At 51.5% G+C, this 21467-nt stretch carries 18 protein-coding genes; all 18 read left to right on the plus strand.

Going from position 1 to position 21467, the window contains the following annotated elements; all coding sequences use genetic code 11:
* The first annotated feature begins 6 nt into the window (after window positions 1-6).
* The 18 genes from QNH99_RS09050 (at window position 7) to QNH99_RS09135 (ending at window position 21466) form a co-directional block, all read left to right on the plus strand.
* Window positions 7-834 carry a type VI secretion system accessory protein TagJ gene (locus QNH99_RS09050; RefSeq protein ID WP_096010732.1) on the plus strand — a complete coding sequence of 276 codons (828 nt, stop codon included), beginning with the start codon at window positions 7-9 and terminating at the stop codon, window positions 832-834.
* Complete coding sequence (tssE, locus tag QNH99_RS09055) at window positions 824-1399, plus strand: type VI secretion system baseplate subunit TssE (protein WP_063880049.1); 576 nt, start codon at window positions 824-826, stop codon at window positions 1397-1399. Before QNH99_RS09050 ends, tssE begins: the two co-directional genes overlap by 11 nt.
* Before the next feature lie 2 nt (window positions 1400-1401).
* Window positions 1402-3279, plus strand: coding sequence for a type VI secretion system baseplate subunit TssF (gene tssF, locus QNH99_RS09060; RefSeq protein WP_063880048.1), 1878 nt, complete (start codon window positions 1402-1404; stop codon window positions 3277-3279).
* Window positions 3276-4325, plus strand: a complete 1050-nt coding sequence (tssG, locus tag QNH99_RS09065; RefSeq protein ID WP_096010731.1) for a type VI secretion system baseplate subunit TssG — start codon at window positions 3276-3278, stop codon at window positions 4323-4325. The genes tssF and tssG overlap by 4 nt, the downstream gene beginning before the upstream one ends.
* Before the next feature lie 53 nt (window positions 4326-4378).
* The gene (gene tssH / locus QNH99_RS09070; protein WP_410517583.1) at window positions 4379-6988 is read left to right on the plus strand and encodes a type VI secretion system ATPase TssH; all 2610 of its coding nucleotides are present in this window, start codon (window positions 4379-4381) and stop codon (window positions 6986-6988) included.
* A gap of 29 nt (window positions 6989-7017) precedes the next feature.
* Window positions 7018-8499: a serine/threonine protein kinase gene (locus QNH99_RS09075; RefSeq protein ID WP_410517584.1), complete on the plus strand. Its 1482-nt coding sequence runs from the start codon at window positions 7018-7020 to the stop codon at window positions 8497-8499.
* 11 nt (window positions 8500-8510) lie between these two features.
* The gene (locus tag QNH99_RS09080; RefSeq protein ID WP_410517585.1) at window positions 8511-10718 is read left to right on the plus strand and encodes a type VI secretion system Vgr family protein; all 2208 of its coding nucleotides are present in this window, start codon (window positions 8511-8513) and stop codon (window positions 10716-10718) included.
* Between the two features lie 9 nt (window positions 10719-10727).
* Window positions 10728-11102: a DUF3592 domain-containing protein gene (locus QNH99_RS09085; protein ID WP_145395254.1), complete on the plus strand. Its 375-nt coding sequence runs from the start codon at window positions 10728-10730 to the stop codon at window positions 11100-11102.
* A gap of 211 nt (window positions 11103-11313) precedes the next feature.
* A complete protein-coding gene (locus QNH99_RS09090; RefSeq protein WP_145395255.1) occupies window positions 11314-13854 on the plus strand; it encodes a DUF2169 family type VI secretion system accessory protein in 2541 nt (846 codons plus the stop codon).
* Entirely contained in the window at window positions 13851-14921 is a 1071-nt protein-coding gene (locus QNH99_RS09095; protein ID WP_145395256.1) for a pentapeptide repeat-containing protein, read from the plus strand. Before QNH99_RS09090 ends, QNH99_RS09095 begins: the two co-directional genes overlap by 4 nt.
* Window positions 14922-14933: 12 nt before the next feature.
* Window positions 14934-15539: a DUF3540 domain-containing protein gene (locus QNH99_RS09100; RefSeq protein WP_109718314.1), complete on the plus strand. Its 606-nt coding sequence runs from the start codon at window positions 14934-14936 to the stop codon at window positions 15537-15539.
* A 9-nt stretch (window positions 15540-15548) separates the two neighbouring features.
* Window positions 15549-15941, plus strand: coding sequence for a DUF4150 domain-containing protein (locus tag QNH99_RS09105; protein WP_410517586.1), 393 nt, complete (start codon window positions 15549-15551; stop codon window positions 15939-15941).
* An 85-nt stretch (window positions 15942-16026) separates the two neighbouring features.
* The gene (locus QNH99_RS09110; RefSeq protein WP_186440853.1) at window positions 16027-16182 is read left to right on the plus strand and encodes a hypothetical protein; all 156 of its coding nucleotides are present in this window, start codon (window positions 16027-16029) and stop codon (window positions 16180-16182) included.
* A 455-nt stretch (window positions 16183-16637) separates the two neighbouring features.
* Entirely contained in the window at window positions 16638-17021 is a 384-nt protein-coding gene (locus QNH99_RS09115; RefSeq protein WP_145395257.1) for a hypothetical protein, read from the plus strand.
* Window positions 17022-17216: 195 nt separating this feature from the next.
* Window positions 17217-17597: a hypothetical protein gene (locus tag QNH99_RS09120; RefSeq protein ID WP_145395258.1), complete on the plus strand. Its 381-nt coding sequence runs from the start codon at window positions 17217-17219 to the stop codon at window positions 17595-17597.
* Between the two features lie 78 nt (window positions 17598-17675).
* Complete coding sequence (locus QNH99_RS09125) at window positions 17676-18068, plus strand: DUF3592 domain-containing protein (RefSeq protein WP_145395259.1); 393 nt, start codon at window positions 17676-17678, stop codon at window positions 18066-18068.
* Between the two features lie 215 nt (window positions 18069-18283).
* Window positions 18284-18544 (plus strand): hypothetical protein, encoded by a 261-nt coding sequence (locus QNH99_RS09130; protein WP_410517587.1) that lies wholly within the window; start codon window positions 18284-18286, stop codon window positions 18542-18544.
* A 375-nt stretch (window positions 18545-18919) separates the two neighbouring features.
* Window positions 18920-21466: a type VI secretion system Vgr family protein gene (locus QNH99_RS09135; protein WP_410517588.1), complete on the plus strand. Its 2547-nt coding sequence runs from the start codon at window positions 18920-18922 to the stop codon at window positions 21464-21466.
* The last annotated feature ends 1 nt before the right edge of the window (window position 21467 follow it).

Below are 21467 nucleotides of genomic sequence, written 5' to 3' on the forward strand. Positions count from 1 at the left end.
GTTTGAATGGACTCATTACAACAGCGACTGGCTAGCGCTTCTCTGGCTGAAAACCTCTCCAGCATCACTGCGCAAATTCAGGCCAATCCCGCGGATGTCGATTTACGCGCGGCTTTTGTACAGCTGCTGTGCCTTGCCGGTAACTGGAGCCGGGCACAGACGCAGTTAAAATCCTGGCTGGCCATGCTGCCGCAGGCACAGCCGACCGTGACCCTGCTGCAACAGGCCATCGAGGGCGAACAGCTACGTGCAGCGGTTTTACGCGGTGACGCTGAGCCGCAACTGCCGGGCAGCGCCTGGCCGTGGTGCGAAGTCTTACTGGCCGCGCTGAAAGCAGACATTGCAGGCGACAAGGCCGCCGGTACGGCACTGCGTGCTCAGGCGCTGGAAAGTGCAGAGGCGAGTGCCGGCACCGCCACGACCCAGGAAGGGGAAAGCCAGTTTGCCTGGATAATGGACGGTGACAGTCGTTTTGGACCGGTCTGTGAAGCCATCGCCAATGGCCGTTATTACTGGATTCCGTTCGCTGCCATTCGTGAAATGGAGTTTCAGGCACCGGCGAGCGTCACGGATCTGGTCTGGCGTCACACCCGACTGCAGCTGGTGGATGGCAGTGAACAGATCTGCCAGATTCCGGTACGTTATCCTTTACAGGACAAGGCAGACGAACGTTTCCTGCGCGCCAGCGTCACCGAGTGGCAGGCTTCAGACAGCGAAGACGGTCAGTTTATCGGACACGGGCAAAAGATGTGGCTCAGTGATGACGCTGACTATCCTGTACTGACACTGCAACAGCTTATTTTCAACGAAACTGAGTTAGCTCATGAGTCGTAATGACAATTCGTCCGGAGACGGCTATTCGCAGCTGCATGGCGGTTATCGTGCGCGCAAAAATCGCGACACGCTAACGGCGCGCGACAAACTTCAGTCCTCCTTGCTGGATCGACTGACGGATGACGCGCCAGACAAAACCAACGAGTCCGGCAACAGTTCCATTATTACTCACAGTACGCTGCGGCGTAATGTTCTGCGCGATCTCCAGTGGTTATTTAACACCATTAATAACGAGGCGCAGCACGATCTCACCGGTTTGACTGAGGTACAGCGTTCTGTCCTGAACTTTGGCGTGGCACCGCTGGCGGGACAAAATATTTCGGATATTGAATGGCAGGATATGCAACGCAAAATGACCGATGCCATTCTGCATTTTGAGCCACGTATTTTACCCCAGGGCTTGCAGGTCCGCTGTGTAAGCGACCTGACCTCACTGAGTCTGCACAACGTGTTATCGATTGAGATTAAAGGCCGGTTATGGTGCGTGCCGTACCCGCTGGAGTTTCTGTTCCGCACTCAGGTTGATTTAGAGAGCGGCCATTTTGAACTACAGGATGCAGGTTAATCATGGACAGTAAGCTGCTCGATTACTACAACCGTGAACTGGCCTATCTGCGCGAGATGGGCGCGGAGTTTGCTGCCCAGTATCCCAAGGTCGCCGGGCGGCTTGGCATGCGCGGTATTGACGTTGCCGATCCTTATGTCGAAAGGCTGATGGAAGGCTTCGCCTTTCTGACGTCGCGCGTACAGTTAAAGATGGATGCCGAGTTTCCACGGTTTTCCCAGCGGATGCTGGAAATGGTGGCACCGGGCTATCTTTCACCGACACCCTCAATGGCGATAGCACAGCTCACACCGGACAGCCGTAAAGGTGATATCAGCAACGGTTTCTTAGTGCCGCGCGGCACGATGATGGAAAGCCAGAACCTGAAAAAAACCGGGGTTACCTGTAGCTACACCACCGCACACGATGTCATGCTCCAGCCCCTGCGTATCAGCGATGTGTCGTTAGGCGGCGTGCCGGCAGACATCCCTTTAGGCGAACTGAAAGCGGTCGGATCGACAGCAGCTTCCAGCGCACTCCGTATCCGCATCACCTGCGAAGGCATTTCCTCGCTGAGCCAGATGAGCCTGGATGACATCATGTTCTTCCTGAGCGGACCCGATATTCAGGCGCTGAAACTGATGGAGCTGCTGATGCAACACCGTGTTGGCATCATCCTGCAGTCCGTGGAAGCAAAACCGCAACGTCAGTTTTTGCCCGATGATGCCCTGCAACAGGAAGGCTTCGCACCCGAACAGGCATTGTTGCCGGACGATCTGCGCAATTTCGACGGTTATCGCCTGTTGCAGGAATATTTCGCCTTTCCGGCTCGTTTCCAGTTTGTCAGTCTGCGCCAGTTGGCACCTTTCCTGCGCCGCTGCGACACCACACAGTCTTTCGACATCGTCATCTTGTTGGATAAAGCCGATGCGGCACTGGAAAGCGTGGTAGACAGCGCGCACCTTGCCCTGCATTGCACACCGGTCATTAACCTGTTCCCCAAAACGGCCGAACGGCTTAAGGTCAGTGACAGCCAGCATGAATACCATCTGGTGGTCGATAACATTCGTCCGCTGGACTACGAGATACATTCGGTGAAGCGCTTATTTGCCTCAGTGGAAGGGCAGCGCGAGGAGCAGATCTTCCGGCCATTCTGGAGCACGTTCAGCCATGATGGCGGAGATTATGGCGCTTACTTCTCACTGCGTCGTGAGCAGCGCACATTATCTGAGCACGCCATGCGCTATGGCACTCGCACAGGCTATATCGGTTCTGAAGTGTTTCTCTCGTTGGTCGATCAAAACCATACGCCATGGAACAGTGACATCCGCTATTTGTCGGCTGAAGTCATGTGTACCAGCCGTGATCTGCCGTTGATGCTGTTGCAGCAGGAGCAGGGCAACTTTGTTATGCCGGACTCCATCCCGGTCGGGCAGCTTAAGTTGTGCAAAGGCCCGACGCCGCCGCGCCCGGCGCTGGCCGAAGGGCTGTCAGCATGGCGACTGGTTAGCCACCTGCAGATGAACTATCTGAGCCTGATGGACAGCAGTGATGGCGAAGGCGCGGCTGCACTGCGCCAGATGCTGAGTTTATATGCCAGCCTGGCGGAAACGCCGTTAACCCGGCAGATTGACGGTATACGTCACTGCAACCTCAAAGCCGTGCATCGTCGGGTGCCTGAACCGGGGCCGGTGGTATTTGCGCGCGGCGTCAGTATTGCGCTTGAAGTCGATGAACAGGCATTTTCAGGTGCCAGTCCGTGGCTGTTTGGCAGCGTGCTGGAGCGGGTCTTTTCTCGCCTTGTCGCGCTAAACAGCTTTACCGAATTCACCCTGAGCAGCCAACAGCGCGGCGAAGTGGGCTACTGGCCACCGCGCATGGGTAAAAAGGCCCTGCTATGAGTGAGACGGCGCACGTTATTCCTTTACAGCGGGCCGTTCGCCTGCCTGATGGTTTTTGGCAGGCGGTCATGGCCGCGCCCTGGCGCTATGACCTGTTTCAGCTGTTACGCAAGCTGGATGCCCAGAGTGGGCAGCGTTATGCCTTAGGTAAAGCGCCACTGCCCAAATTTGAAGCCGTGCGTATTGGACAAAAGCCATCCCTGGCCTTTGCACCGTCGACTGTGTCACAGGTTAAAGCCCGTGAGCAGGACGAACGCTACGACGTCTCCATTTACAGCTTTGGGTTGTTTGGTCCTAACGGCCCTTTGCCCACGCACCTGACGGAATATGTACGCGGACGCATCGATCACCATCAGGATCACAGCCTGAGCGCCTTCGCCGATCTGTTTCACCATCGTGCCACGCTACTGTTTTACCGGGCCTGGGCAAATTCACAGCCCACCAGTTCTCTGGATCGCCGCGACGATCGCCGCTTCCAGGATTATCTGGCCTGCGTGGCGGGCATTGGTTTACCTGCTCAGCAGCAGGCCAGTTCGCTGAGTTTACATGCCCGTCTTATGCTGTCAGGCCATCTCAGTCGCCATGGTCACGATGCGGAAGGACTGGTTCGCATTCTGCGTCATTACTTTGCCGTGCCGGTTATGCTGCAACAGAACGTGCCGCAGTGGTTATCACTGGACAGCCGCGATCAGGCCCGGCTGTCTGCCGGACGACATATGCCGCGCCTTGGCGAATCTGCCTTTCTCGGTGTGGCTGTGCGTGATGTGCAACATCGTTTTCGTCTGCGTATCGGTCCACTCAGCGCCGAGCAATATGAACGCTTTTTACCCCATGCACAGGGCTCGCGCGAAGTGTGTGACTGGGTACGTCACTATCTGGGCATTGAGATGCAGTGGGATCTCAGCCTGATTCTGGCGGCCGAAGCCGTTAAGGGAATCACCCTTGGCGGTACGGCCCGGCTGGGCTACACCAGTTGGCTTGGACAGCAACCGCAGCCCGTTGATCGTGAAGATTTTGCCTTTGAGGTTGAGGCGATGCCGTCATAGCCCAACCGCTTTCCCCGATAGTTAGCCCGCTTCTTTCAATAAAGAGAACCGATATGTCAGAGATCAGCCGTGCCGTGCTATTCGGCAAACTGGATACGCTGTTATTTACCTCGCTTGAGAGTGCGACCGCCTTTTGTAAACTGCGTGGCAACCCCTACGTCGAGTTGGTGCACTGGCTGCATCAGCTTATGCAGCAGCAGGATGGCGATCTTCAGCAGGTGATTAAGCATTTTTCACTGGATGAAAACGCGCTGACGCGGGATATCGTCGCTGCACTGGACCGCCTGCCGCGCGGTGCTGGAGCAGTATCCGATCTCGCAGAACACATCGATAGCGCCGTTGAGCGCGCCTGGGTTTATGCCTCACTGAAGTACGGTGCGACACGCATTCGTGGCGGTCATCTGCTGATTGGAATGTTAAAAACCTTTACGCTTGCCAGCGTTCTGAAGGGCATTTCAGCGCAGTTTTTACGCGTGAATGCCGATGCCTTGCTGGAGCAGTTTGATACCTTGCTGGCTAACAGCAAGGAAGTTCAGCAGGCGCTGGTGCAGCCAGCCGGTGAGGCCGCCGCGCCCCCTGCGGCGGGCGACAGCACCTTAGCGCAGTATGCGCAAGACCTGACCGCCCGCGCGCGCGCCGGAAAAATCGATCCGGTCGCGGGCCGCGATGAAGAGATCCGCCAGATGGTGGATATCCTGATGCGCCGTCGCCAGAACAACCCCTTACTGACTGGCGAAGCCGGTGTTGGTAAAACGGCGGTGGTGGAAGGCCTGGCGCTGCGCATTGCCGCCGGCGATGTCCCTGCACCGCTGCGCGACGTACAGTTGTGGCTGCTGGATATCGGTATGTTGCAGGCCGGTGCTGGAATGAAAGGCGAGTTCGAAGCGCGTTTACAGGCCCTGATTAATGAAGTGCAGTCCAGCCCGACGCCGATTGTGTTGTTTATCGATGAAATTCACACGTTGGTCGGGGCAGGTGGGCAGCAGGGTACAGGCGATGCCGCCAACCTGTTAAAACCGGCGCTGGCACGTGGTCAGTTGCGCACCATCGGCGCGACGACCTGGGCAGAATACAAAAAATACATCGAAAAAGATCCGGCGCTGACCCGACGTTTTCAGACCGTGCAGGTGCAGGAGCCGGATGAAGCGAAAGCGATCCTGATGCTGCGCAGCACCGTCAGCGCGCTGGAAAAACATCATAAGATACTGTTGCTGGATGAGGCGGTGAGCGCCGCCGTGAAGCTGTCTCACCGTTATATTCCCGCTCGCCAGCTACCGGATAAAGCCGTAGCGTTACTGGATACCGCCTGTGCGCGCGTTGCCGTCAGCCAGGGGGCACAGCCTGCCGCGCTGGAAGATTGCCTGCACCGTCTGGCTGCGTTGGAAATCGAAGCGGAAATCGCCGAACGCGAAACCAAAGTGGGGCTGGGTGATGAAACGCGTCAGGCCAGTATTGCCGCACAGCGCACTGCACTGGAAGCGGAGCGCGATGCGCTGGACGCGCGCTGGCAGCAGGAGCGTGAATTAGTCGAACAGCTGATTGCCCTGCGCGCACGTTGCGTCACGGAAGGGGAAACCTCCCTGCGTGAGCAGCTCGACGAGACCCGACAGAAACTGCACGCGGTGCAGGGTGAAGCGCCGTTACTGTTTGCCGCCGTTGACGCCAGCGTGGTTGCTGCGGTGGTCTCTGACTGGACCGGTATCCCGCTGGGCCGTATGGTGAAAAATGAAATTGACGCCGTGCTTAACCTGGCGGACACGCTGAACCAGCGCGTTATCGGTCAGCGGCATGGCCTGGATCTGATTGCCAAACGCGTACGTACCTCGCGCGCCCGCCTGGACAATCCCAATAAACCTGTCGGTGTCTTTATGCTCTGTGGTCCGTCGGGCGTGGGCAAAACCGAGACCGCGCTGGCGCTGGCCGAGTCACTCTACGGTGGTGAGCAAAACATCATCACCATCAATATGAGCGAGTTCCAGGAAGCGCACACCGTTTCAACCCTGAAAGGCGCACCGCCAGGTTATGTCGGTTATGGTGAAGGTGGGGTGCTGACGGAGGCCGTTCGTCGTCGTCCTTACAGCGTCGTGCTGCTGGATGAGATTGAGAAAGCGCATCCAGACGTACATGAGCTGTTCTTCCAGGTGTTCGATAAGGGCTGGATGGAAGACGGTGAAGGCCGCCATATCGATTTCCGCAATACCATTATCATCCTTACCTCTAACGTAGGAACGCAACTGATCAGTGCGCTCTGTGCCGACCCGGAACTGATGCCCGATCCTGATGCGCTCAGCACCGCCCTGCGTAAACCCTTACTTGAGGTGTTCCCGCCTGCACTGTTAGGCCGTCTGCTGGTGGTGCCTTACTATCCATTAAGCGATGAGATGCTGGCAGAGATTGTTAAGCTGCAACTGGGGCGCATTGTCCGTCGTCTGGAAGAGAACCACGGTATTGAAGCCATTATTGACGATTCGGTGGTCAGCCAGATCGTGCAGCGTTGTACGGAAGTCGAGTCTGGCGGTCGCATGGTCGATGCCATCCTGACAAATACCCTGTTGCCGCAGATGAGCCAGATACTGCTCAGCGCCCATGCCCGTGATGAACGTTATCGTCGCGTGCAGGTCAGCTGTGATCAGGGCGAGTTTGTTTGCCAGTTTGCTGTCTAAAGCCGTTTGTTATCAGAGAGCTTTCGAATATGTCGGAAAATGATAATCACCAGAATGTACCCAATGCACTTCCGATTGGTTACCGGTTCAACGAATTTGAAATAAAAGATGTCATCGGTGGCGGCGGTTTCGGCATTGTCTATCGTGCCTGGGACCACCAGCTGGAGCGCGATATCGCCATTAAAGAGTTTATGCCTGCGTCGCTGGCCGTGCGCAGCGATGACCTGAACCTGGTATTGCGAAGTGAACGCTTCAGTAAAACCTTCCATGCGGGCCTGAACAGCTTTATTCAGGAAGCGCGTCTGCTGGCCCGTTTTAATCATCCCAACCTGCTACACGTTCTGCGCTTTTGGGTGCAAAACGATACGGCCTATATGGGCACGGTGTTCTACAGTGGCACGACGCTGTCTAACATGCGTGAACGAAATCCTCATCTGATTGATGAAAACTGGATTCGTCGCCTGCTGCCACCGTTGTTGGGTGCCATCAAGACGATCCATGATGCGGGCTATCTGCATCGTGATATCTCGCTGGATAATATTCAAATCCAGAGCAACGGTGAGCCGGTATTACTGGACTTTGGTTCGGCACGTAAAACCATCGGTAATCTTTCTGATGAAAGTGAAACCATGCTGCGTCCGGGTTATGCGCCCATAGAACAATACAGCGATAACGATGAAAGCGAGCAGGGCGCGTGGACCGATATTTACGCCCTGGGCGCCGTACTGCATACATTAATCACTGGCGCACCGCCGCCGGTCAGTGTGGTGCGCAGTATTGAAGATAACTATCAACCTCTGGTGCAACGCGCGCCGGCCGGTTACAGCCAGACCTTGCTGGCCGCAGTTGATCGCGCGCTGGCGCTGAAACCGGAAGATCGTCCGCAGAGCATTGATGCTTTCGCGGCCTCAATGGTGCTGCCAGAAAAAGCACCTGAACCGCTGCCTGAAGTTAAGTACAGCGGGCCGGGCACCATGCTGGTACCAGTTCAGGAAGAGCAAGAGGATGAGACAGCGGCTGCACCTGCAACGCCGCTGAAAAAACTGATGCGTAACCGCTTTGCACTGCCTGGCCTGGTCGCGGCGGGCGTGCTGGTGGGGGTTTGCGTCGGTCTGATGATGGCGAGTGGCGATAAAGAGGCTGCTGAGCCTGCGACCGTTGCTCAGACAGAGACCGCGCCAGCAACGCCGGTGGCCTCTCAGCCTCCGGTCGAACAACCGGTAGCAACGCCAGCGCAAACCCAGACCGCACAGGCCGAACCGGAAAAACCACAGGAACCGGTTGCGCCACCGCCTGAACCCGTGGCACAGGTTTATATTAAGCTCCAGCCTGGCGAGCGTGTTGAGGTGAATGGTAAACCGCAGGCGGTTGTTCCGGCAGCCAACGGTTTTGCGGCACTGCAGCTGGCACCCGGCAATTACACGTTTTCTGTGACAGGCCAGCGTGGCGAACGCGAACAAACGTTGACCATTAATCAGGAAGGCGTTTGGTTACTTGATCCCCATAGTTAACAGGTATGTCTATGTCCTCACGTATAACTGTACAACTTCCCGCGGAAGGGCTGCTGTTCCGACGTCTGAGCGGCAGCGAGGCGCTGTCCCAGTCGTTCGTGCTGCAAGCGGAGCTGCTCTCCACCGACGCGCGCATTGACCGTCAGTCGCTGCTGGGCAAGCCGGTCACGTTCACGCTGCCGACTGACGGCCTGATGAGCGCGGTGAACCCGCGCTACATCAACGGCAAAATCACCCGGATAGGCGTGCGCAGCGAGGAGCTGGGCGGCGTGCGTTACGCGGTGTACGGGCTGACGGTGGAGTCGGATCTGTGGCCGATGAAGCGCGACCGCAACCTGCGCATCTTTCAGAGCCAGACGGTGCCGCAGATTGTGCAGACGCTGCTGAAGGAGTACGGGGTAAACGTGGAGACGCGGCTGGCGGGAAGCTACCGGGTGTGGGAATACTGCGTGCAGTATCAGGAGAGCAGCTTCGACTTTATCAGCCGGCTGATGGAGCTGGAGGGGATGTACTACTTCTTCCGTCACGAGGCGGACAAGCACACGCTGGTGCTGTGCGACGCGCCGGACCAGCATCAGGCGTTCCCGGGCTACGAAACGATAGCCTACCACGTGACGCCGTCGGGCGGCAGCGTGACGGAAGAGGGCGTGAGCCAGTGGGCGCTGTCGGAAAGCGTGACGCCGGGGATGTACAGCACGGACGACTACGACTTCCGCAAGCCGAACGCGTGGATGCTGCAGGCGCGGCAGAACCCGGTGTCGCCGACCCCGGGTTCGGTGGACGTGTACGACTGGCCGGGTCGCTTCGTGGAGCACGGTCACGGCGAGTACTACGCGCGCATCCGCCAGGAGGTGTGGCAGGTGGAGCACCACATGGTGAGCGGGAGCGGCACGGCGACGGGCATCGCGCCGGGGTACACTTTTTCGCTGCTGAACGCGCCGCACTTCAGCGACAACGGCAAATACCTGGTGACGTCGGCGCACTACGACTTTGAAGAGAACAGCTACGCCAGCGGCGACGTGGGTGCCACGCGGCACAACATCGACTTCACGGTGCTGCCGGCGGCGGTGACGTACCGTGCGAAGCCGGACACGCCGTGGCCGAAGACGCACGGCCCGCAGACGGCGAAGGTGGTGGGGCCGAAAGGCGAGAGCATCTGGACGGACAAATACGGCCGGGTGAAGGTGAAGTTCCACTGGGACCGTCTGGCGAAAGGGGACGACACGAGTTCGTGCTGGGTGCGGGTGTCAAGCGCCTGGGCGGGCCAGGGCTTCGGCGGGGTGCAGATCCCACGTGTGGGCGATGAGGTCGTCGTGGACTTTATTAACGGCGATCCGGATCGGCCAATTATTACTGGACGTGTTTATAACGAAGCCAGTATGCCGCCATGGGAATTGCCCGGCGATGCAACACGAATGGGCTTTATGACACGGAGTAAAGACGGACATCAGGCCAATGCCAGTTATCTGTTCTTTGAAGACAAGCCGGGCGGTGAACTGCTGAATATGCATGCTGAGAAAGACATGAATATTTCGGTAGAGAATGATAAGACCGTTGCCATTGATGGATCCCGGACTACCACTATTGGCAAAGAGCAGAGTGACGAAGTAACAGGTGATGCGACTTTTCATTATAAACAGAAGCGGACTACCTTCGTTGATGGCGCGGAAATAAAAACATTTAAAGATGGTGAGGATGTTACTGTCATCAATGGTCGAAAGTTAAATATTAAAAATAAAGGCGACGAAATTGACATAACTGGCGGGCGTATAACCAAAATTCGCGGTGGAGATAATTTAACCGTCCTCGATGGCGGCTATATTAAAAAGATCAAAGCAGGCGGAGTAGATTTTACAGTTAATTCTGGTGGTTGGACTCAGAAAGTGTTGGGTGGCGAAACTCTAATTACATCACCTAATAAAATCACCATTCATAGTGATACAGAAGTAAATATTGATGCGCCATATTGGGTGACTAATGCCCATGGACATCAGGAGAGTTATATTGGTATTTCATTGGGTGTTGCTGTTCAAGGTACTGATTTCAAAGGCTTGAGTATGTCATTTACACCCTTAAGCTTTGGTTTGACAGGTGTAAAATTAGAAAATAACCCAGTTACCTTACATTTCGACAATGGTATGAAAACACGTGTGGCTGGAGTGGAGTTTGATTCTTTGGCTTTGAGTTTACGGGCTGCGGCCGCATTTATGTTTATCTGAGAGGAAGTTATGAGAATTTTTGCAAATATTATTGCAATTTCTGGGTTTGCTATTTTTGTTTATATTATTTCATCAATGCTTATTCGCGACATTAGAAATAAAAAAGAAAAAGAAAACATTCTTACTAACGGCGTTGATACTCAAGCTGTAATAACTAATGCTTACGGTCGATCAGGAGGGAATTCAGGGTTTATCAATGTTACATTAACGTTAGAGTTTAGGGCTGAAAATGGTGAGGATATAACAATTAAAAAGGATTCCGTCATAAATTCCATGGATGTGAATAAGTACCAGCCTGGTTCTAAAGTTAAAATTAGATATTATAAGGGGGATCCTAAAAAAATCATTGTGGATATTCCTAACCCTCTTGATTTAAGAAAGTGACCTCAAATCGCCTGGATAGTGAGAAGAGAGTTGTAGGGCTACTCTCTTTTTAACTTAGAATAGTCTTCGAGTTTTAATAAGTTATTTTTTTAAAACCTGATTTGATTCATTAATTGAATTTAATCGCAACCGAGATTTCACCATCTTATTTGTTACCAACCAGTATTAGGTTTGGTACTTTTTAATATGTTATTCATAACGAGGCCCAGGCATGAAAATTATTAAACCTCTCCGCCTGAGCGTACTTAATCGCCCTTTTCGCTGGCAGGGTAAAAACCATCTTGGCGTCACCGTGCTGGCGTTAGCCGATATGAGTGATAACCCGAAGCTCCGCCCGGAAATGGAGCTTTGGCAACTGGCTGCCAGCGAGTTACAGACCAGCGGCGGCGTTCTCGATTTAGCCATGCCAAAAGTGTGCGCCGAATTTCTGGCGACCGGCCATGCCTACACGCATCATCAAAGCGACAAAACCGCCTGTGTGGCAAAGATTGAAGTCGATACGCTAAGCAAGTCGCTGGCGGTATTTGGCGATCGCTACTGGGTTGGAAATAACATCACAGCGCCTCAGCCTTTTGAACAGATGCGGCTTGACTGGAGTCGCGCTTTTGGCGGTGAAGGCCATGATGACAATCCTTATGGAATTGGCATTCACCCCGAGGTGCATCAGGGCCATGAGTTCGTCCGCTTACCTAACATCGAAGCGATGAGCGGACGTCTTACGCAGCCTAAACAAAAGCCTGAGCCTGCGGGGTTTGGTCCGCTGGATATTAGCTGGCCACGACGTTTTAGTCGTATGGGAAAAAAATACGATTCTAGTTGGTTACAAAATGATTTTCCCGGTTTTGCGCGCGATATCGACTGGAAAGTCTTTAATGCTGCCAGTCCTGATCAATGGTGGGCAGATCGCGATACCTTACCTGAGCAAGCTGCCTGGCGAATCTGGAATATGCATCCGCAAAAGCCGATGCAGGAGGGCAAACTTCCTCCCTGGCAGGCACGCTGCTTTATTAATCGTCAGCGCGAAGATGAAACACTGTTTGAGGAAATTGCACTGCGCGCAACCACGGTATGGTTCTTTCCTCATCTGGAGCAAATGGTTCTGTTATGGCAAGGGAACACGCGCATCAATGAAGATGACGCGGCAGATGTCTTGCAGTTGATGCCCGCGTTGGAAAAACGGGGGGCACCACGCTCAGTTAATCACTATCGTAAGGTGCTCACGCAACGCCTGGATAAAGAAAAAGGCGCGCTGTTTTCATTTCGCGAAAAAGATCTTATCCCTGATGAGACCATCGGGCCCTGGATTGATAATCAGGTCGAGCAAACCCACAGTCCGATGCGGGATAACATGCAGATGCGGGCAAAACATCTCCGTGAGCAGCATCGTGCACGTCTTGAGGTATCCGGCGGTGACGTGGGTGACTTGCTCAAGGAACCCGATGAGCCTGAGCTACCTAAACTGGAAGATCTTCCGGAATTTATCGAAAAAATGGAGCGGCAGGCTGAGGAAATGAAGGCGCAGGCAGAACAACGTAAGCGCGAGATTGAGGCCCGTTATCCGCAAAGCGAAAGTGACGAGCATCAGCCACGCGGTCCGGAAACACTGTTCCGTATGCAAGAAATGCTGCAGCGCAATAAGGATAGCCTGAGTGAGAAGACGCTGACACAGATGCGTGATGCTCTCCATCAAATGTATCTCATGTCTGTTAAAAGCCAGCCACCAGCGCTGCGTCTGAAAGGCGATCTGGCACTGATAATTCGTCAACGCGCGGAACGAACGCTGGCACAGGGCGGCAACTTTAGCGGTATGGATCTTACCGGTGCTGACTTTTCTGGTATGGATCTTCGCGGAGCCGACTTTAGTAAGACGCTGCTGGAATGTGCTGATTTAAGCCATTGCCAACTGGACGGTGCCAATTTTCAGAGTGCGATGCTGGCGCGAACCGAACTTCACCACAGTTCGCTACGCAAGTGTAATTTTGAGAATGCAAGTTTTGCTTTAGCTCAGTGCTGCCAAAGCGATTTTTCAGGTGCTTACTTCAAAGAAACGCAGCTACAAGAGACGTTATTTGATAACTGCACGTTCAATGAAGCAATGTTCAGCGAATTACTGTTCAGGGAAACCTGGTTTACACAATGCCGCTTTCAGTGCGCCAACCTTCAGTCATGTGTGTTCATGGAACTCGATTTACCGGGTCTTGATTTTACAGAGGCCAAACTTACTAAAACAACATTTCTTAAATCCAAGCTTGTGCAGGTTGTTTTTGACCGCGCCGACTTAGAGAGCTGCTCATGGGTTGATACAGAGGCAAGTGGAGCAAGTTTCACTGGCACCACCTTGTCCACCTGCGCGGTGACGTCAGGTAGTACGCTCAGCGGCGCGGATTTTACCCATGCAACGCTTCGACAAAGTAATCTGCGTGGGATACCACTTGATGCTGCCGTATTCATGTTGGCAAAAGTGGAGAACAGTGATTTAAGCGAGGCAAGCTGTAAAGGCGCTAATTTCCAGCAAGCAAACCTAATGAGCAGCCTGTTTGTGCGTACGGATTTTCGTGACGCGAACTTCACGGATGCCAATTTAATGGGCGCGTTGTTACAGAAAAGCCAGTTGGGTGGGGCATGTTTCCGGGGCACTAACCTTTTTCGCGCCGATCTCTCACAGGCGTTCACCAGTGAAACCACGAAGCTTGACGGCGCCTTTACAAAAAGAATTAAAACGTTGCCAAAGCGAGATGGAGAAATTGTATGACCGCGCTTACTGCAACGGAGCTTCATCGGCGAATCAAACAAGGCGAAGTCATCAGCGAGCTGAATCTGGATGGTGTTGATCTGCAGGGATATGATCTTTCCGGGGGTATTTTTCAGGAAGTGTCCTTAACAGGGGCAAATCTGCAGGGTGCCAATTTGAAAGAAACAGTTTTCACTGAATGTCAGCTCGGTCAGACCGATTTTCGGCATGCAAAAATTGAGCAGTCTGCCTTTAACCAATGCGAAATGTCGGGGATGATTGCAGAGCAGACAAGCCTAAACGACACTGTATTTAACCAGTGTGCGCTTACGCATTGCAATTTTGCGCGTAGCGCGCTGCTCCGCTTGCAGTTTATTAAATGCCCACTTACGCACAGTCAGTTTAAAAGCGTGCAGTTTGATCGTTGCGTATTTTTTGAATCGGCGCTGGACGAGGCACACTTTGAGGGTTGCAAAAGTCTGCTTACTACGTTTTACAACATTGATTTACGTCAGACCTTCCTAAATCCCGGGGATTTTGACCGTACTGTCTTTTTTAACTGTGATCATCGCGGTAAGAATTACGATCATCTGCGTTTTACAGGTTGTCAGTTTACTGACTGTGTCATGGATGCAGTGCAATTCAATGGTGCTCAACTTTCACAATGTAATTTTAAAGGCGCTTCGCTTAAAGGCGCTCAGCTCAATCAGGTGAACGCCAGCCAGGCACTGTTCATGGAAGCAGACCTCACTGGAGCACAGTGCAAAGGGAGCCTTTTCGATCAGGCTATTTTTGTCGGTGCAATCATGGAGCATACAGATTTTACGGGCAGCCGTTTTTTCCAAAGCATCCTGCAGCAGGTAAAGGCCTCTCAGGCGTTATTCATTCGTTGCGATTTGACGTACAGCGATTTTACCGGCGCAGATATATGCAAGGCAGATTTACGCGGTGCTACCTTTTCCCGAACGCGCATGCATCGGGCGCGCCAGGAGAATGCGCAATTCTCTGGTCGTCAGGGCATTATTGAATTTGATGAAGAATTACTGGCAGCTGAAGCATGGAGCGCACAGCGCCAGAGCCGCAGTTGAGGAGATCAAGAAATGAATAGTGTCAATCATACGCTGGCAAAAGCCATTTTACCTCCAGTGCAGGCGGCTGGCGTTGTCACGCACAGCTTCGCCGATGGCAGCCTGACTGTTGAGTGTGAAGGCCGAGGCTGGCATTGTCGCCGTGCTGCAAGTTGCGTGATTGTGCCGCAAACCGGTGACACAGTTTTAATCACCAGTGTCGAAAATCAGATCTGGCTACTGGCTGTGCTGGAGCGTGCCGATCCGCAAAAGGCGGAACTCAGCATACCTGGCGATTTGCATATCAACAGTGTGGGTGAGCTGAGTTTAAGCAGTGCCGCTCTGCGCGTTAGCGCTGAACAGGGTGATTGCCATATCAACGAGATGAATTACAGTGGTGACAAGCTGTCGGCATGGATCAGTCTTTCACGCATCGTTGGAAAACGAGCAGAATCCGTATGGCAGACCATCACCCAGATTAGCCATAACCTGCTGCGTACCACACACAACACCGAACAAGTTCGTGCTGGGCAACTTGATATGAAAGCGGAAGATTACGCACGTTTGCATGCTCACAATACGGTAATCACCTCGAAAGCGATAACCAAAGTGGATTCCGAACAGATTCATATGGGTTAAGGAGTAAACATGTTTGCAAATTGTCAGCTTTTTGGTGTGGATCTGGCTTTCCCGGATGTGTGCCTGACGCCGACGCCCGCACCGGTGCCTGTTCCCTATCCAGATATCGCGTTGGGGCCAACGGCAATCCCAAATGCGCTAAATATACTATTTATGGGAATGCCCGCGCATAATATGGCAACTGTAACGCCACTTACTAACGGCGATAACCCAGGCGTCGCAACCGGTGTGGCATCGGGAACGGTCATGGGACCCTCGCGTCATCTTACCGGTTCATTCACGGTGTTATTGAAAGGCACGCCGGCAACGCGGCTGACGAGCATGAGTCTGCAAAATTCAACGAATGTGATCGGCATGCGTATTGTTCCCAGCCAGTTCAAAGTATTGATGCTTGCGCCTTAACGCTCTATGTCTTTAACTTCCTCTGCTCTTACAGGGATGAATTTATGTCTTCACATATTACTGCACAACTCCCGCATAAGGGCTGATGTTACAAAGTGTGAGCGTAAGCGAAATACTGTTAGTGCTAGAGGCGGGGCTGATTACTATGCATGCGCGTATTGACCGGCAGTCGCTGCCAGGCAAGCCGATCATCTTTACGCTGCCGTTAGATGGCCTGCTGCGTGTGGTGAACACGTGCTAAATCACCGACAAAATCACACAGATAGTCCTACGCAGTCAGGCGTTGAAGGTTGTAAGTTTAACCATTTACGGGTTTACGCTGGAGTAGGACCTGTGGCGGATGAAGCACGACCTTCATCTACGCATCTTCAAGAGCCTTACGGTGCCATAGATCGTGCAGACGTTGCTGAAGGATTCAGGATAAATGGGATGCGTACCAAGAGGAGAAATACCATGAAAGTTGTGATAAATTCATAGGGCTTTACACTTTATAACTGTGAAAACTCCTCTTGTTTTTTGAAAGTCATTTTTAACGAAGGTAAATATAAAATTGACGTGGGGAGATGTTTATTGTGACTGATTATATTACAGGCCTAAATAAAATCCAACAGAGGTTGAAATGTCTGCATAACCCATGTTGGTGGTTTTAAATGAAAAAATGAGCAGCGCTAATTTTTAAAACACCTAAAGGATTGTATGTCTACATTGAGTGTTATTAACTTTTTCTTAACGTTTTTTATAATATTTATAAGCTACTATATTGCCAATAAAATAGTAAAAAAATCTCATCAACGTGAAAGCGATATTATCGAGAAAGGGAGTGATGTAGAAATAACGATATTATCAATGAAACAAAACGGGATTTTACTGAACAATAATCCAGTAGTAGAAATGAGTCTGAGAGTAACAGACTCGCATAGAAAAAGTTGGTTAGTCGAGAAACATGAAGAAACAGTGTTGCTGATTGCACTTGATATATATCAGGTTGGAAACATCTATAATGGTAAGTTCGATTCAAAAGGAAATAGTGTCTTATTTGTCAGGGATGAAAGTGGAAGACCAATAAAGATTAACGAATAAGGTTGAGGGTTGATAATTGTCAATACTTTAAATCTTGGTCTGACTGCGGACAAAAATTAATTTAAACTAATTTTTATTTATGGTTATGTTATTTCTTAGTCGTAAATTCATTACATTAAATTTAATTACCCCGCGTTGGTGGTTAACTTACATTCCGATTATAGTTATATCATATGAACTAATCAGGTTTGAGATATGAATTTTTTAACTGAAGTGCCTTTTTTAATTGGTATTATCATTACTCTTTGCGCAGTCGGTATTTTCATGTCTATGTTAAAGCCTAATAAATCACAATTAAAAGGTATCAAAGATTGGATTACTCGTGAAAACTGGTCGGGGGACGTTATCAGCGTAACTGCATTAAGTTGGTGTCAAAATGATGTAAAGTACGGTGAGGATTTTTTTTATACTTTTAATTTCAATGCCACTATAAATGGTGTTAATAAAGTATATGGTGCCATGTGTGCCGTGAACCCTAGTCAAATACATAAAATAAAAGGAGAGATTAAGATTTCCGTAAAATACAGTCATGATGATCCTCCTAAAATGGCGGTGGTTAATTTTGAATGGGATTAGGGAAGTGTTAATAAAATAAGCTCACGTTGATACGTAAAGTGACTATTCTGAAGTATAGACACACATTCTGAGGCTGTTATGAGTTTTTCTGATAGTGCATGGCTGTGCTTTGGTATCGCGTTTAGCATTGTTGTTATGTTCCTCGTAGCAAGAAATGTGATTGAATATGCCTGGCCTCTGATAAAAAGTGGTTTTTTACAAAGTTATGTTATGAAGAACGGGATTGCAGTAAATGCCGATATTATTGCTACCCAGCAGACCACGGTGTGGAGCGGTGGCAAGCCTGTTTTTAAAATCTTTCTCAAATTCAGAACAATAGAAAATAAAGAGTTTGAGGCCAGCATTTTACTGCCGTTAACTGTTGAAAAAATTGAACGCTTTAAACCAGGCAATGGTACGACAATTAAATATGATGCTAAAAATCCACAGCGTATTGCTCTGTATGATAAACCACTTATTTTAAAGTGGTGACTTTCAATGGTGCTATTTATTGTTGTTGATATAATAACCTTGTTTAATTTGAAGCCTGAGCTTAAAGGTGTAAATGTTATTGGTTTGATGGAAGTGTGATTAATAAATAGCCATGCCTGTGCTATTTTTAATTAAATCCCTTTGACATTAAAGCTTGAATCCCACTTTGATATCGAGTGTGAGTATGTTTGGTTTTTATAAAAAAGGATTGACTTGTGATTGAGGCAAAAGTTATTAAGTCCCACGCTGGTGATTTCATTCTTTTGCAAGTGGGAGAGGGATGGTATATCGGTGTTCTTTTTCCCAATTTTAACCCTAATTCACATTTTGATATAAGCAAAAAAATTACTCTGAATGAAAATGATATTTTAGAAAAAGAAAACTTTGAATATTTAATGAATTTGGCTGCAGATATTCGAAAGAGTTGGGGGAAGTACTCGGATAGGGAAGTTAAAAATATCAAGGTAACGAAATGATCTTGCTTTGCTGTATCGTTATGCTTTGAGGTCAGGGATGAATGATGTGTATGCAGTCTTTGGGTTCATTATTTCTCAATAGTTAATTGGAGTTTTGTGCCAGCTTTTGGTGATGGCAGTGAAGTAAGTTGGAAAGTTTGTGGTTGTAATTAAAGCCCCTCATTAAATAAATGTGTTTCATGTATTTATAACGAACATTAAAATAATGATGATATGTTTCGTTGCATTGGTCATTTTGAGAGTTTTTTTGAATACTGTAATAAGATTAATCAACGTGGTTAAATGCATATTGCTCTGATAAAGTTCAAAGTATTGATGCTTGCGCCTTAACGCGTACCCCTTTTTACCAACCCTTTTCTGACAGGGATGAATTTTATGTTTTCACGCATTACAGTCCAGTTACCCGCACAAGGACTGCTGTTCCGACGTCTGAGCGGCAGCGAAGCGCTGTCCCAGTCGTTCGTGCTGCAAGCGGAGCTGCTCTCCACCGACGCGCGCATTGACCGCCAGTCGCTGCTGGGCAAGCCGGTCACGTTCACGCTGCCGACGGACGGCCTGATGAGCGCGGTGAACCCGCGCTACATTAACGGAAAAATTACTCAGATAGGCGTGCGCAGCGAGGAGCTGGGCGGCGTGCGTTACGCGGTGTACGGGCTGACGGTGGAGTCGGATCTGTGGCCGATGAAGCGCGACCGCAACCTGCGCATCTTCCAGAGCCAGACGGTGCCGCAGATCGTGCAGACGCTGCTGAAGGAGTACGGGGTAAACGTGGAGACGCGGCTGGCGGGAAGCTACCGGGTGTGGGAATACTGCGTGCAGTATCAGGAGAGCAGCTTCGACTTTATCAGCCGGCTGATGGAGCTGGAGGGGATGTACTACTTCTTCCGTCACGAGGCGGACAAGCACACGCTGGTGCTGTGCGACGCGCCGGACCAGCATCAGGCGTTCCCGGGCTACGAAACGATAGCCTACCACGTGACGCCGTCGGGCGGCAGCGTGACGGAAGAGGGCGTGAGCCAGTGGGCGCTGTCGGAAAGCGTGACGCCGGGGATGTACAGCACGGACGACTACGACTTCCGCAAGCCGAACGCGTGGATGCTGCAGGCGCGGCAGAACCCGGTGTCGCCGACCCCGGGTTCGGTGGACGTGTACGACTGGCCGGGTCGCTTCGTGGAGCACGGTCACGGCGAGTACTACGCGCGCATCCGCCAGGAGGTGTGGCAGGTGGAGCACCACATGGTGAGCGGGAGCGGCACGGCGACGGGCATCGCGCCGGGGTACACTTTTTCGCTGCTGAACGCGCCGCACTTCAGCGACAACGGCAAATACCTGGTGACGTCGGCGCACTACGACTTTGAAGAGAACAGCTACGCCAGCGGCGACGTGGGTGCCACGCGGCACAACATCGACTTCACGGTGCTGCCGGCAGCGGTGACGTACCGTGCGAAGCCGGACACGCCGTGGCCGAAGACGCACGGCCCGCAGACGGCGAAGGTGGTGGGGCCGAAAGGCGAGAGCATCTGGACGGACAAATACGGCCGGGTGAAGGTAAAGTTCCACTGGGACCGTCTGGCGAAAGGGGACGACACGAGTTCGTGCTGGGTGCGGGTGTCAAGCGCCTGGGCAGGCCAGGGCTTCGGCGGGGTACAGATCCCGCGCGTCAACGATGAGGTTGTAGTGGACTTCATCAACGGCGATCCGGACCGTCCGTTGATCATTGGCCGTGTTTACAACGAAGCCAGTATGCCGCCATGGGCACTACCGGCTGCCGCCACACAAATGGGCTTTTTGAGTCGCTCGAAAGACGGCACTGCGGATACCGCGAACGCATTACGCTTTGAGGATAAGGCGGGCGAGGAGCATTTGTGGATCCAGGCGCAGAAGAACATGGATACGCATGTTAAAAATGATTCCAGCCATTCCGTTGCCAACAACCACAGCCACTATGCAGGCGGTAACGAACTCTATCGCGTTGAAACCAACCGTGTACATGGCGTGAAAGGTGGGGAAGAGCGTTTAACGGGACAAGGGAAAATCGACAATGTTGTTGATACCTATGTACTGGGCTCAGGTACTAAGTTACGGCTTGAATGTGGCGAAAGTGCTATCGAACTCAATGCTAATGGTCATATTAATATTGTCGGTAAGGGCTTCAATCTGTTTGTGAACGGTGATGGACACATCACTACATCAGGCGGAAAACTCAATTTAAATACGTCCGGTGCGCAGCCGGGTACGGGTGCACCTGGTGCTGGCCACAAAGGCAACATCAATCAGGCCGTTGTGAATCTTTTCCCCCCAAAACAAAAGGGGCAGGCCGCGCCTGCTGCGCCGTTAAAACAAAGCGCTAATTCTGGTGATACGAAGAAGCTCGATGATAGTGTTGTCCGGTCAATAATGAAGTCAGAAGGAGCAGGTGGTGAACAGGGCGGTGTTCCGGAAATGTACGGTTTCAGAAAAGGATTTGGGCCTGCATATAAAGATATCGCTGCCGCCAGGAAGAAGTATGGACAGGGGAGTGATGAAGAATTTGAGGTGGTGTCAAAATATATGAACCAGACAGCTCAAAAAGCCGGAGCGCTTAATTTTAGTGACCCAGGGAAACAAGCCGCTGTTATGTCATTAGCGCATATGAGAGGAGTGGGGGGAGCTCAGGCTATACTCAATTCGATGAGTGGTGATGACATCGTCAAGTCTTCACAACTGACTGAAAAATCAATTGACTATGTTGAAAAAATGGGTTCTTCTGAATTCCAAAATGACCTTGTCAGCGCCAGGTTGAATTATGACAAGTCAATATATGGTTCAACTACTACGGTGAAAAATGGTGTTTCTTATAACTGGTGGGAACATTATTCTACCGGCTTGACCAAGCGCTATAGTAATGAAGCTGCTGAGTTTTTAAAGTTTTCAGGTGAATAAA

It is taken from the genome of Pantoea allii (assembly GCF_046529425.1).
Classification (GTDB): Bacteria; Pseudomonadota; Gammaproteobacteria; order Enterobacterales; family Enterobacteriaceae; genus Pantoea; species Pantoea allii.